The organism is Amycolatopsis sp. NPDC104587, assembly GCF_055583645.1.
Window position 1 is genome coordinate 463,040 of sequence record NZ_JBVJNO010000009.1, and the last position, 12,246, is coordinate 475,285.

General features: G+C 71.4%; 13 protein-coding genes. 11 read left to right on the top strand and 2 right to left on the bottom strand.

Features of this window, described 5'->3' with window-relative positions:
- Positions 1-72: 72 nt before the first annotated feature.
- From ACZ61C_RS29415 to ACZ61C_RS29455, 9 genes are read left to right on the top strand one after another with little or no spacing between them, the layout of a single operon-like run.
- The gene (locus tag ACZ61C_RS29415; protein ID WP_465311084.1) at positions 73-1,041 is read left to right on the top strand and encodes an ABC transporter substrate-binding protein; all 969 of its coding nucleotides are present in this window, start codon (positions 73-75) and stop codon (positions 1,039-1,041) included.
- Positions 1,038-1,844 carry an ABC transporter permease subunit gene (locus ACZ61C_RS29420; protein WP_465311085.1) on the top strand — a complete coding sequence of 269 codons (807 nt, stop codon included), beginning with the start codon at positions 1,038-1,040 and terminating at the stop codon, positions 1,842-1,844. Before ACZ61C_RS29415 ends, ACZ61C_RS29420 begins: the two co-directional genes overlap by 4 nt.
- Positions 1,845-1,853: 9 nt before the next feature.
- Positions 1,854-2,819, top strand: a complete 966-nt coding sequence (locus ACZ61C_RS29425; protein WP_465311086.1) for an NrtA/SsuA/CpmA family ABC transporter substrate-binding protein — start codon at positions 1,854-1,856, stop codon at positions 2,817-2,819.
- The gene (locus ACZ61C_RS29430) at positions 2,816-3,514 is read left to right on the top strand and encodes an ABC transporter ATP-binding protein (RefSeq protein WP_465311087.1); all 699 of its coding nucleotides are present in this window, start codon (positions 2,816-2,818) and stop codon (positions 3,512-3,514) included. The genes ACZ61C_RS29425 and ACZ61C_RS29430 overlap by 4 nt, the downstream gene beginning before the upstream one ends.
- Positions 3,511-4,974, top strand: a complete 1,464-nt coding sequence (locus tag ACZ61C_RS29435; protein WP_465311088.1) for an FAD-dependent oxidoreductase — start codon at positions 3,511-3,513, stop codon at positions 4,972-4,974. Before ACZ61C_RS29430 ends, ACZ61C_RS29435 begins: the two co-directional genes overlap by 4 nt.
- Positions 4,971-5,324 (top strand): 4Fe-4S binding protein, encoded by a 354-nt coding sequence (locus ACZ61C_RS29440; RefSeq protein ID WP_465311089.1) that lies wholly within the window; start codon positions 4,971-4,973, stop codon positions 5,322-5,324. The genes ACZ61C_RS29435 and ACZ61C_RS29440 overlap by 4 nt, the downstream gene beginning before the upstream one ends.
- Positions 5,321-6,376, top strand: coding sequence for an LLM class flavin-dependent oxidoreductase (locus tag ACZ61C_RS29445; RefSeq protein ID WP_465311090.1), 1,056 nt, complete (start codon positions 5,321-5,323; stop codon positions 6,374-6,376). Before ACZ61C_RS29440 ends, ACZ61C_RS29445 begins: the two co-directional genes overlap by 4 nt.
- Complete coding sequence (locus ACZ61C_RS29450) at positions 6,373-8,598, top strand: molybdopterin-dependent oxidoreductase (RefSeq protein ID WP_465311091.1); 2,226 nt, start codon at positions 6,373-6,375, stop codon at positions 8,596-8,598. Before ACZ61C_RS29445 ends, ACZ61C_RS29450 begins: the two co-directional genes overlap by 4 nt.
- Positions 8,595-9,086 (top strand): flavin reductase family protein, encoded by a 492-nt coding sequence (locus tag ACZ61C_RS29455; RefSeq protein ID WP_465311092.1) that lies wholly within the window; start codon positions 8,595-8,597, stop codon positions 9,084-9,086. Before ACZ61C_RS29450 ends, ACZ61C_RS29455 begins: the two co-directional genes overlap by 4 nt.
- Before the next feature lie 4 nt (positions 9,087-9,090).
- On the opposite strand, the gene ACZ61C_RS29460 is transcribed toward ACZ61C_RS29455, so the two are convergent.
- Positions 9,091-9,987: a TIGR03564 family F420-dependent LLM class oxidoreductase gene (locus ACZ61C_RS29460; protein ID WP_465311093.1), complete on the bottom strand. Its 897-nt coding sequence runs from the start codon at positions 9,985-9,987 to the stop codon at positions 9,091-9,093.
- Between the two features lie 89 nt (positions 9,988-10,076).
- On the opposite strand from ACZ61C_RS29460, the gene ACZ61C_RS29465 reads away from it, so the two are divergent.
- Entirely contained in the window at positions 10,077-10,607 is a 531-nt protein-coding gene (locus ACZ61C_RS29465; protein ID WP_465311094.1) for a TetR/AcrR family transcriptional regulator, read from the top strand.
- Position 10,608: 1 nt separating this feature from the next.
- Here ACZ61C_RS29465 and ACZ61C_RS29470 read toward each other — a convergent pair whose 3' ends face one another.
- Positions 10,609-11,250 (bottom strand): phosphate signaling complex PhoU family protein, encoded by a 642-nt coding sequence (locus ACZ61C_RS29470; protein WP_465311095.1) that lies wholly within the window; start codon positions 11,248-11,250, stop codon positions 10,609-10,611.
- A 206-nt stretch (positions 11,251-11,456) separates the two neighbouring features.
- Here ACZ61C_RS29470 and ACZ61C_RS29475 point away from each other — a divergent pair, with 206 nt between their 5' ends.
- Positions 11,457-11,945: a beta-class carbonic anhydrase gene (locus tag ACZ61C_RS29475; protein WP_465305886.1), complete on the top strand. Its 489-nt coding sequence runs from the start codon at positions 11,457-11,459 to the stop codon at positions 11,943-11,945.
- The last annotated feature ends 301 nt before the right edge of the window (positions 11,946-12,246 follow it).

Here is a 12,246-nt window from a genome sequence, read left to right on the forward strand (position 1 = left end):
ATGCCGGTGACTGATTAGTCCCGGACCCGCCTCCGAATCTCCGCGGCCGACACCGCATTGGGGAGTTCCGTCATGCCCTCGAAACCCCGGCTCGCGCTCCTGCTCGCCGCTCTGCTCGGCCTCACCACGCTCGCGGCCTGCGGTTCGTCCCCATCGGACGCTTCGGGTGAGGTGGTGCTGCGCGTCGGCGACCAGACCGGTGCCACCCAGTCCCGGCTCAAGGCAGCCGGGCTCCTGGACAACCTGCCGTACAAGATCGAATGGTCGCAGTTCGCCGCCGCGGTCAACCTCCACGAAGCCCTGCGCGCCGACGCGATCGACATCGGCGGCGCCAACGACTCCCCCACCGTCACGGCGATCGCCGGCGGCTCCAAGATCAAGGTCGCCGCGGCCTGGAACAACGGCGGCAAGGGCACCTACCTGCTGGTGCCGAAGGACAGCCCCGCCCGTACGGTCGCCGACCTCAAGGGCAAGCGCATCTCCCCGACCACCCGCGGCAGCGTCGCGCACTACCTGGTGATCGGTGCGCTGAAGCAGGCTGGGTTGTCGGACAAGGACGTCACGCTGAACTTCCTCGCCCCCGCCGAGGCGAACGGCGCCTTCTCCACCGGCAACATCGATGCCTGGGCCACCTGGAGCGTCTACGCCGCCCGCGCCCGCGGCGAGCTCGGCGCCCGCGTCCTGTCCGACGGCGCCGGCATCAACAGCGGCCTCAACGTCCTCTCGGCCACCGACAAGGCCCTGGGCGACCCGCGCAAGCGCACCGCCATCCAGGATTTCGCCGGCCGCGTCGACAGGAGCTACTCCTGGTCCAAGGACAACCCCGACGCGTTCGACAAGTGGTACGCCGACTTCGCGCACCAGCCCCTGGCGATCGCCGCGCAGGTCCGCCCGGACGAGACGACCTACCAGCGCATCCCGGTCGACGCCGCGCTCGCCGCCCAGCTCCAGAAGACCTACGACACCTGGGTGCAGCAAGGGCTGTTCCCCGGTGGCAAGAAGCTGAGCGAATACGTCGACTCCGGGCTCGATCCGCGGTGACGCGCGCCCTCGACCGGCCCCCGGCCACGGGGATCCGGTTCCCGTACCGCGCGGTGTCCTGGCTGACCCCGCTGGCCTTGCTCGTCCTCTGGGAGCTGCTCGCGCAAACCGGGATCCTGCCGAAGCAGGTCCTGCCCGCGCCCAGCAGCGTGCTGGTCAAGGCCGGAGATCTGCTGGCCGACGGCGAACTGGTGACGAACCTGCTGGCCAGCCTCCAGCGGTCGGCGACCGGGTTCGTCATCGGAGCGAGCCTCGGCCTCGGGATCGGGCTGCTCGTCGGACTGTCCAAAGTGGCCGAAGCGCTGCTGGACCGCAGCATCCAGATGGTCCGCGCGGTGCCGTTCCTGGCCATCCTGCCGCTGGTCATCGTCTGGTTCGGGATCGGCGAGGCCGGGAAGATCTTCCTGATCGCGCTCGGCACCGCCGTCCCGCTGTACCTGACCACCGTGCTCGGCATCCGGCAGATCGACCCGAAGCTCCTCGAGATGACCGACGTGGTCGGCCTCGGCCGCACCGCACAGATCCGCTGGGTCGTGCTGCCGGGCGCGCTGCCCTCGATCCTCGGCGGCCTCCGGCTGTCGCTCACCGCGGCCTGGCTCGCGCTGGTCATCGCCGAAACGCTCGGCGCGGACGCCGGGCTCGGCTTCATGGCCACCAACGCCCGCGAGTTCCTGCAGACCGACGTGATCGTGCTCGTCGTGCTCATCTACGCCGTGATCGGGATCCTCTGCGACCTCGTCACCCGTCTCCTCGAACGCCGCCTGCTGCGCTGGCACCCCACCTACGCCCGCCTGACCGCCTGAGGACCCGCCATGACGCTCTCCCGACGCACGTTCCTGACCGCCGCCGGACTCACCGCGCTTGCCGCCCCGCTCGCCGCCTGCGGCGGTTCGGCCGGTGGCGCCACCCAGGGCAAGGTCCGGCTGACCTACAGCACCATCTCCGTCCCGAAGTCCCGTGGCGTGCTGGAGAAGACCCTCAAGGACCAGGGCATCACGGTCGAGTGGGTCGGTCCGTTCCCCAACCACGCGCCGACGCTGCAGGCGGTCGTCGGCGGCACGGCCGACTTCAGCTTCGGTGGCAGCACAACCCCGGCCGACCAAGCGATCCTGTCCGGTGCCGACCTCGTCTACGTTGCCTGGGCGACCTCGAACCCGCGGACCACCGCGATCGTCGCCGGCGCGAACACCGGCATCTCGAAGGTCACCGATCTCGTCGGCAAGACGGTCGCGGTCAACAAGGCCGGGCTCGGTGAGTTCCTGCTGGTCGCCGCGCTGGAGAAGTACAAAGTGCCGCGCGAGTCGGTGAAGGTCACCTACCTCAACCCGCCCGAGGCGTCGGCCGCGTTCGGCGCCGGGAAGATCGACGCCTGGGCCATCTGGCAGGGCTTCCGCGAGATCGCCGAGGTCCAGTACGGCGCGAAGCCCATCTTCGTCGACGGCGACGAGCTGGACTTCCAGATCGACTTCACCAGCTACCTCGTCCGCCGCGACTACGCCGAGCAGAACGCCGACACCATCCGTAAAGTGATCGCCGCGTTCCAGGCCGACTACGAGTGGCAGAACCAGCACTACAAGGAATCTCTGGACATCGGCAACGCCGTCTCCCACTACCCCCAGGCGGTGCTGGACAAGATGGCCGCGAAGAACGTCCAGACGAAGCTGGCGTTGATCAACGACGACGGGATCGCACAGCTGCAGCGCGGCGCCGACTGGCTCACCCAGCGCAAGGTCCTCAGTGGCCCGATCACGATCGCCGACCACGCGGTCAAGCTGTGAGCACCGCCGTGCGCGTGCGCGCGCTGACTAAGGGCTTCGGGCCGCGTACCGTCCTCAATGGACTTGACCTCGACATCGCGCCCGGCGAGTTCGTCGCGCTGATCGGCGAGAGCGGCTGCGGCAAGACGACGCTGCTGCGGCTGCTCGCCGGGCTCGACAGTCCTGACGACGGCGAGCTGGCCGCGCCGGCCGAGCGGATGGTGGTGTTCCAGGAACACCGGCTGCTGCCCTGGCGGCGGGTGTGGCAGAACGTCGCGGTCGGCCTTTCCCGCGAAGCCGCGGCCCGCGCGCTGACCGAGGTCGGCCTGGCCGGGCACCTCGACGCCTGGCCGGTCACGCTGTCCGGCGGCGAAGCCCAGCGCGTCGCGCTCGCCCGGGCGCTGGTGCGCGAGCCCCGGCTGCTGCTGCTCGACGAGCCGTTCGCCGCGCTCGACGCGCTGACCCGGATCAAGATGCACGCCCTTGTGCGTCAGCTGGTCGCCGTGCACCGTCCGGCCGTCCTGCTGGTCACCCACGATGTCGACGAGGCCATTCTGCTGGCCGACCGTGTGGTCGCCACGCGGTCCGGCCGGCTCGCCGCCGAGCACCGCGTCGACTTCGACGGCGAACGCAGCCGCGCCAACCCCGCCTTCGACGAGCTGCGCCACCGGCTGCTCGCCGAACTCGGGGTCGCCGAGCTGGCCGAGACCCGATGAACGCCGACGTGCTCGTCGTCGGCGGCGGCCTCGCCGCGACCTGGACCGCCTTGGCCGCGGCCCAGGCCGGCGGGGACGTCGTGCTGGTGGACAAGGGATACTGCGGAACCAGCGGCGTCACCGCGACCGCCGGTGTGACGCACTGGTTCGTCGAACCGTCGCGACACGATCAGGCGATCGCCGAACGGCACGCGCACGCGGGCGGACTCGCCGACCCCGAGCAGGCGCTGCGCGTGCTGCGCACGACGTGGGAACGGCTGCCCACTTTGGACCGCCACTACCCGTTCCCCGTGCGCGACGGGCGGCCTGACCGGACGAACAACGTGCGCGGGCCGGAGTACCTGCGTGCGATGCGCGGTCTCGTGCACCGCGCCGGCGTCACGGTCCTCGACCACCACCCGGCCCTCGAACTGCTCCTGCGCCCGGACGGCTCCGTCGGCGGCGCGGCCGGAGTCCGGCGGCAGGCAGGCGGCGACTGGCAGATCCGCGCGGGCGCGGTCGTGCTGGCCACCGGCGGCACCGCGTTCCGCTCGCACCTGCTCGGCTCCCGCGGCAACACCGGCGACGGCCACCTGATGGCCGTCGAGGCCGGGGCCCAGCTGTCGGGGATGGAGTTCTCGAACTACTACACCCTCGCCCCGGCGTTCTCCACGATGGCGCGGTCGATGTCCTACCTGTTCGGCACCTACACCGACGCCGACGGCCGAGTCATCGACCTGCCCTCCGGTCCGGACCGCAACCGGGTCCTCGGCGCGGCGCTGCTGCGCGGTCCGGTGTTCACGACCCTCGACCGCGCGCCGGGCTGGGTGCGGGACAAGATGCCCGTGGTCCAGCCGAACTTCCTGCTGCCGTTCAGCCGCCGCGGGATCGACCCGTACACCCAGCCCTTCGAGGTGACGCTGCTCGGCGAAGGCACCATCCGCGGCGTGGGCGGCCTGGTCGTCGACGCGGCGGACTGCGCCACGGACGTACCCGGCCTGTTCGCGGCCGGTGACGTCGCGAACCGGGTGCCGATCGTCGGCGCGATCTCCGGCGGCGGCTCGCCCAACTCCGCGTGGGCGGTGTCGTCGGGCACCTGGGCCGGGCGCGCGGCGGTCCGGCACGCCCGCAAGACCACGCCGTCTCCGGTGCGGCCGGTCGGGCGGGCCGGGATCCGGCCGAGCGGGCGTCCGTCCGCAGTGGACACCACCGGCGTGGTCGACATCGTCCGGGAGGAGCTGAACGCCTACGACAAGAACATGTTCCGCGACGAAGCCGGACTCCGAAGCTCCTTGTCTACATTGGATTCTCTGTGGACGGATCTCGAAGCGGGCCTGACCGGGTCCGGGAGGGACGCCGTGACCGCGCGCGAAACCGCGTCCCTGGTCGCCATGGGCCGCTGGGTCAAGACCGCCGCGCTGCGCCGGCGCGAGAGCCTCGGCATGCATTGGCGGACCGACGGGCAGGAGGTCGCCGCGTGATCGAACTCGTCCTCGCCGACCGCTGCATCGCCTGCGACAAGTGCGTCCAGGTGTGCCCGAGCGACGTCTTCGACGCCGTCCCCGACGCCGCGCCGGTCATCGCGCGGCAGTCCGACTGCCAGACCTGCTTCCTGTGCGAGCTCTACTGCCCGGTCGACGCGCTGTTCGTCGACCCCGACTGCCGTACCCCCGTCAGCGTCGACGAAACCGCCGTCCGGGCTTCGGACTGGCCCGCGCAGTACCGGCGCGACTCCGGCTGGGGCCGGGCGCGCCGCACCCACGCCAACGAAAGCTGGCGGATGAGCGACATCTTCGCCGCCGCCCGCGCCCTGGGACAGGAGACCCCGTGACGCTCGAATTCATCGGTTACGCCGCCGGCCGCCAAGCCAGCGAGATCGTCGCCCCCGAAGGCCCGATCATCCAGCCCGGCTACCTGCGCGAAGTCGCCCGCACGCACGAGGAGGCCGGGTTCGACCGCGTGCTGATCGCCCAGTCGGCGAGCAGCCCGGACGGCTTCGTGCTCGCCGACCAGGTCCTCGCCGCCACCGAGCGGCTCGGCGTGCTGCTCGCGCACCGGCCCGGCTTCGTCGCGCCCACGCAGCTGGCCCGCAAGTTCGCCACGCTCGACGCGTTCCACCCGGGCCGGATCGCCCTGCACGTGATCACCGGCGGCGACGACGCGGACCAGGCCCGCGACGGCGACTTCACCGACAAGCCCACCCGCTACCGTCGCACCGACGACTTCCTTTCGGTCGTGCGCCGCACGTGGGACTCATCCGAGCCGTTCGACCACGAAGGCGAGTTCTACCGGATCCGCGGCGGCCTCTCGGACATCCGCCCCGCGCAGGGAATCCCGGTGTACTTCGGCGGCGCGTCCGCCGACGCCATCCGGGTCGGCGCGAAGCACGCCGACGTCTACGCCTTCTGGGGCGAGCCCCTCGCCGGGATCGCCGAACGCATCGAGCAGGTCCGGGCCGCCGCCGGCCGGGACATCGCGTTCAGCGTCAGCCTCCGGCCGATCCCCGCCGCGACCGAGACCGAGGCCTGGGAACGAGCCCGCGACATCCTGCGCCTGACCCAGGATCGTGTCGGCGAGTTCAAGGGCCGCCGCGACTCGAGCGAGGCTGTCGGATCCCGGCGGCTCCTGGAGGCCGCGGCCACCGGCGACGTGGTCGACGAACGGCTGTGGACGGCGGTGGCGAAGACGACCGGCGCCGCGGGGAACTCGACCGCGCTGGTCGGCAGCTACGAGCAGGTCGCGGACTCGCTGCTGGACTACGTCCGGCTCGGGGTCGGCACGCTGCTGATCCGCGGGTTCTCGCCGCTGGCCGACGCCCGCGACTACGGCACGCTCATCAAGCTGGTCCGGGAGAAAACCGACGCGGTTACCGTCGGGGCATGAAACCGAGCACGTCGCACTGGGGCGCCTTCTCCGCCGAGGTCGACGCCGAGGGCCGGTTGCGGGTCGAACCGCACCCGGCCGACCCGGCGCCGTCGCCGCTGCTGGGCAACCTGGCCGCCGCGCTCGACCACCCGACCCGGGTGACCCGGCCCGCCGTCCGCCGCGGCTGGCTCGAGGACGGTCCCGGCCCGGATCCCCGTCGCGGCCGCGACGAGTTCGTCGAGGTCAGCTGGGACGAGGTGCTCGACCGCCTCGCCGCCGAGCTGGACCGCGTCCGGAGAGAGCACGGCAACCAGGCGATCTTCGGCGGCTCCTACGGCTGGGCCAGCGCGGGCCGGTTCCACCACGCCCAGAGCCAGCTGCACCGGTTCCTGAACACCATCGGCGGCTTCACCTCGTCACGGAACTCCTACAGCAACGGGACGTCGTCGGTGCTGCTGCCGCACGTCGTCGGCGACGCGCACGCGGTGCTGCGGCAGGCGTCGACCTGGCCGACGATCGCCGAGCACACCGAACTGATCGTCGCGTTCGGCGGCGTTCCGGAGAAGAACGTCTTCGTCACGCCGGGCGGGGTCACGGTCCACGGCATGCCAGGGCACCTCGCGCGCTACACCGGCCGCGTCGCGCTGCTCAGCCCGCTGCGCGACGACCTCCCGTCCACAGTGGACGCGAGATGGTATCCGATCCGGCCCGCGACCGACACCGCGCTGATGCTCGCCCTCGCCCACACGCTCGCCGCGGAAGGCTTGCACGACAGGCAGTTCCTCGACCGCTACTGCGTCGGCTACCCCGGCTTCGAGCGCTACCTTCTCGACAAGGACCCGGAATGGGCGGCCGGGATCACCGGCATCCCGGCCGCCGACATCGTCGCGCTCGCCCGGGAGATGGCCGCGCACCGGACGCTGGTCACCGTGACGTGGTCGCTGCAGCGCGGCGAACACGGCGAGCAACCGGTCTGGGCGGGCATCGCCCTCGCCGCGATGCTCGGGCAGATCGGCCTGCCCGGCGGCGGGTTCGGCCACGGCTACGGCTCGATGGGCGACGTCGGCGACACCGGACCCGAGCTGCGCGTCCCGTACCTCCCCCAGGGCAAGAACCCGGTCGGCGAGTTCATCCCGGTCGCCCGGATCGCCGACCTGCTGCTGCACCCCGGCGACCCCTACGACTACAACGGTGAGGTCCGCCGCTACCCCGACATCCGGCTCGTGTACTGGGCGGGCGGCAACCCGTTCCACCACCACCAGGACCTCAACCGCCTGCGCGACGCCTTCACCCGCCCGGACACCGTAGTCGTCCACGAACCCCACTGGACGGCCACCGCCCGCCACGCCGACATCGTCCTACCCGCCACCACCGCGCTGGAACGCGAAGACCTCGGCTCCGGCCGACGCGACACCCACGTGATCGCCATGCACCGCATCACCGCTCCCGCCGGAGAAGCACGTGACGACTACGCGATCTTCGCTTCGCTGGCGGAGCGACTCGGCGTCTCGCCGGAGTTCACCGAAGGCCGCACGGCCCGGCAGTGGCTGGAGCACCTCTACGGCGGCTGGCGGGAGACGCCGTCGTTCGCCGAGTTCTGGACCGCCGGGGAACTGCGGCTGCCGCCCGGCCGTGAGCACCACACGCTCTTCGCGGAGTTCCGCGCCGACCCCGATGCCCATCCGCTGCGCACCCCGAGCGGCCGCATCGAGATCACGTCGGCGACCGTCGCCGGCTTCGGCTACGCGGACTGCCCCGGCCACCCGGCCTGGCTGCCACCGAGCGAGTCCGGGCCGCTGTGGCTGATCGCCAATCAGCCGCACACGCGCCTGCACAGCCAGCTCGACGCCGGCGACACCAGCCAGGCGGGCAAGGTGGCCGGCCGCGAACGGATCCGCCTCAACCCGGCCGACGCGGCCGCCCGCGGCATCACAACCGGCGACGTAGTCCGCGTGTTCAACACGCGCGGCGCGTGCCTGGCGGGCGCGGTCCTCGACGACGCGCTCCGCCCGGGAGTGGCCCAGCTCCCGACCGGAGCGTGGTTCGACCCCGTCGACGACCATCCCTCGGGGCCGTTGTGCGCGCACGGCAACCCGAACGTCCTCACCGCCGACATCCCGTCGTCCCGGCTGTCGCAAGGCTGCGCGGGCCAGCACGCGGCCGTCGACGTCGAACGCTTCGACGGCCCGCTCCCGGAAGTACGAGCCCTGCGCCCACCGATCGTGAGAGGACCTCGATGACCGCCTTGCAGCCCGTGACGTCCGACAGCCACCTGCGCGAAGCCTTCGGCTGCTTCCCGTCCGGCGTCACCGCCGTGTGCGCCATGGTCGACGGTGTGCCACGCGGGATGGCCGCGAGCTCGTTCACGTCGGTTTCGCTGGCGCCACCGCTGGTGTCGCTCTGCATCCAGCGGACGTCGTCGACCTGGCCTCTCCTGCGCGAACGGGCCCGGCTCGGCCTCAGCGTCCTGGCCGAGGGCCAGGACGCCGCCTGCCTCAGCCTGTCGGCCCGTCACGGCGACCGCTTCCGCGACGTCGAGTGGGAACCCGGCCCCCACGGCAGCGTGTTCATCAGCGGCTCGAGTGCCTGGCTGGAGTGCTCACTGCACGAGGAGGTGCCGGCCGGCGACCACCTGATCGCCCTGCTGCGCATCCACGGCCTGCACACCGCCGAAAACCCGCCCCTGGTCTTCCACGGCAGTCGTTTCCGCCGGCTCGCCGCGGTGTGACTCCTCAGCCGGGCCGGGCGACGAACTCCAGGGTGCGCCGCTGCTCCTCGTCGGTGCCGACCGGGCTGACCAGCAAGTCGGTCACCCCGGCATCGGCGAACCGGCGGACCGTGGTGGCCACCAGTTCTTCGTCGCCGGCGGTCACGGTGTCCTCGATCCCGGCTTTCCGTTGCTGCCGCAGCAGGCGCCGGTAGCTCGCGAACTCCCCCGCACCGCCGAACCGGGCCCGGATGTCGTCCCGGACCCGGTCCGGGACCGCCGTCACCGACAGCATCGCCGACGCGACCACGCGCGGGGCCGGCCGCCCGGCACGGCTCGCGGCATCGGTGATCTTCGGCACGACGTCGTCGCCCAGCACCTCCGGCCCGGCCCACACCGTCACCGTGCCGTCGGCCAGCTCTCCCGCGATGCCCAGCATCACCGGCCCGAGCGCGGACACGAGCACCGCCGGCGGCTCGGCCCCGGGCACCTCGACCGTCCCCGACACCGAAAGCGACTCGCCGCGGAAGACGACGGTTTCCCCGCGCAGCAACGGGATCAGGGCTTGCAGGTACTCCCGGACGTGCCGCGCGGGCCGCTCGTAGGAGAGCCCGTAGCCGCCCTCGATGATCTCCCGGTGGCTCGGCCCGATCCCCAGCGTCAGCCGGCCGCCGGTCGCCGCCTGGGCGGTCAGCGCCTGACCGGCCAGCGCCAAGGGGTGCTGGGCGAACGTCCGCACGACCGCCGTTCCCAGCCCGATCCGAGGAACGCGCTGCCCGGCGACGGCCGCGACGGTCAGCGCGTCCCACGCCGTCAGCTGCGGGAGGAACGCGCTGTCCAACCCCAGCTTCTCCGCCTCCGCGATGTCGTCGACGATCTCCTCGAGCCCCGCTTGCCCGGTCCCGTACAGCCCGATCCGCATGCCGCCTCCAACCGGAATGTCAGATTCACCTTCCGTCCCGAACGTAGCATAAGATGAATCCAGGATTCCGTTTTGAGAGGAGACCGACCATGCGGGCCGACGCGGTGCGCAACCGCGAACGGATCGTCACCCAAGCCGTGCGGCTGTTCGCCGAACGCGGCCCCGACGTGCCGATGTGCGAGATCGCGGACGCGGCAGGCCTGGGTGTCGGGACCCTCTACCGCCACTTCCCCGACCGGCGGTCGCTCGCAGTGGAAATCGGCCTCGGCGCCCTGCGCGACCTCGCGGAATTCGCCCGAGCCGCCCGCGAGCGCGAGAATTCGGCGTGGGCCGAGCTGCTGGCGGTCATCCGCCACTGCGCGACTCTCCCGCTGGCGCTCGCCAAGTCCCTGACCGCGCTGCTCCCCGAGGACGAGAACCAGACCGAGCTGGAGCACTCGGTCGACACCTTGCTCACCGACATCCTCGTCCGCGCGCAACGCGAAGGCACCCTGCGCGCGGACGTGCCCATCGAGGAAGTCCAGCAGCTGCTGAGCACGATCATCTGCCGCCCGGGCGCCCGACCCGACGACTACCTGACCATCGTCATGCTGGACGGGCTCCGCGCCGGACCGGCTTAGGTCATCGGGGCAGATCGCCGCTGCTGGCGAAATCGAGGCGCTTGGCGACCGACACGGCCTGGTCGGCGAACCGTTCGTAGAACCTGGTGGTCAGCGCACTCGTGACGGCGGCGCGCTGGTCGTGCGGCCACCGATCCCCGGTGATGGTGGCCAGGAGATCGGCGTGGAGGGCATCGACGGCCTCGTCGGCCCGGCGCAGCTCGGCGAAGCCGTCGGACCCGGTGCGGATCTGGGCGGCGACGCGTTCGGCCATGTCCGCGTCCAGCTCGCCCATCCGCTCGAACGTCGGCACGAGGTCGGCCGGCACCGCGTGGCCGGGATGGGCGAAGCGCGCGGTGTCGGCGATGTGCGCAGCCAGGTCCCCCATGCGTTCCACCTTTTCGGCGCAGTACACGACCGCCAGCACGCGGCGCAGGTCGCCGGCGACCGGGGCCTGCAACGCCAGCAGTGCGTAGGCGTCTTCTTCGCATTTCGCCCTTCGCTGGTCGAGCGCGTCGTCCTCGGCGATGACCTGCTGGGCCAGCACCAGGTCCGCGTGCACCAGCGCTGCCGTCGCGTGGCGCATCGCGGACGCGGCCGCGTCGCACATCTCGGCCAGCAGCCCGGTGAGTCGCTGCAAGTCGCTCTGGAAACCTTCGCGCATGGCGGAGGAGTGTAGTGATTCGGAGTGGCACGAGCGTGATCGCCCTGCCGGCAGGTGAGGACTCGTACCGGTCGAAACCAGGGACCGAGCAGATTGCCGCAGTCGCCCGATCGGGCTAATTCCCGCCCAGTCCATGAGCACATTTGCGCATAGCTGCATGCAACGATCCACTCGGCGCATCCGATTCCGTCGAGAAAGGATCACCCATGTCGGTCACAGACGAACTGCTGGCCAACAACGCCGCCTACGCCGAAGGTTTCTCCGGGCCGCTGCCCCTGCCGCCCGCCAAGCACGTCGCCGTGCTCGCCTGCATGGACGCGCGCATCAACGTCTACGGCGTGCTCGGCCTCAACGAGGGCGAGGCCCACGTCATCCGCAACGCCGGCGGGGTCGTCACCGAGGACGAGATCCGCTCGCTCGCGATCAGCCAGCGGCTGCTGGGCACCGAGGAGATCATCCTCATCCACCACACCGACTGCGGGATGCTCACCTTCACCGACGACGACTTCAAAAAGTCCATCCAGGACGACGTCGGCGTGAAACCCGCCTGGGCCGCCGAAGCGTTCGCCGATCTCGACGAGGACGTCCGGCAGTCGGTCGCGCGGATCAAGAACAGCCCGTTCGTCCCGAAGAAGGACTCCGTCCGCGGCTTCGTCTTCGACGTCGCCACCGGAAAACTGAACGAAGTGAACTGACGCGACCGCCGGGCCGGATCAGGACTCGCGGTGACTGTCCGGTCCGGCGGCTTTCTCCGCAGTTCTGGCGAGGATGTCCGCCTCGAGTTCTCGGCGGTGACGTCCGCGAGGACGCACGCAGCCGTTGACCGGCATCGGCGTGGAGGCAGCAACCAGCGGACTCCAGACTTTGACGCTCCCAGTCCGTACCAGCAGGCCCCGCCACCCTTCCATGACCGGCGACCCAGCCAACGTGCTTCACAGATGTCTGCGAAATGCGGCCGACAACGTAGCGAGGCCAAGCAGGCCGCCCGCGGCGGCA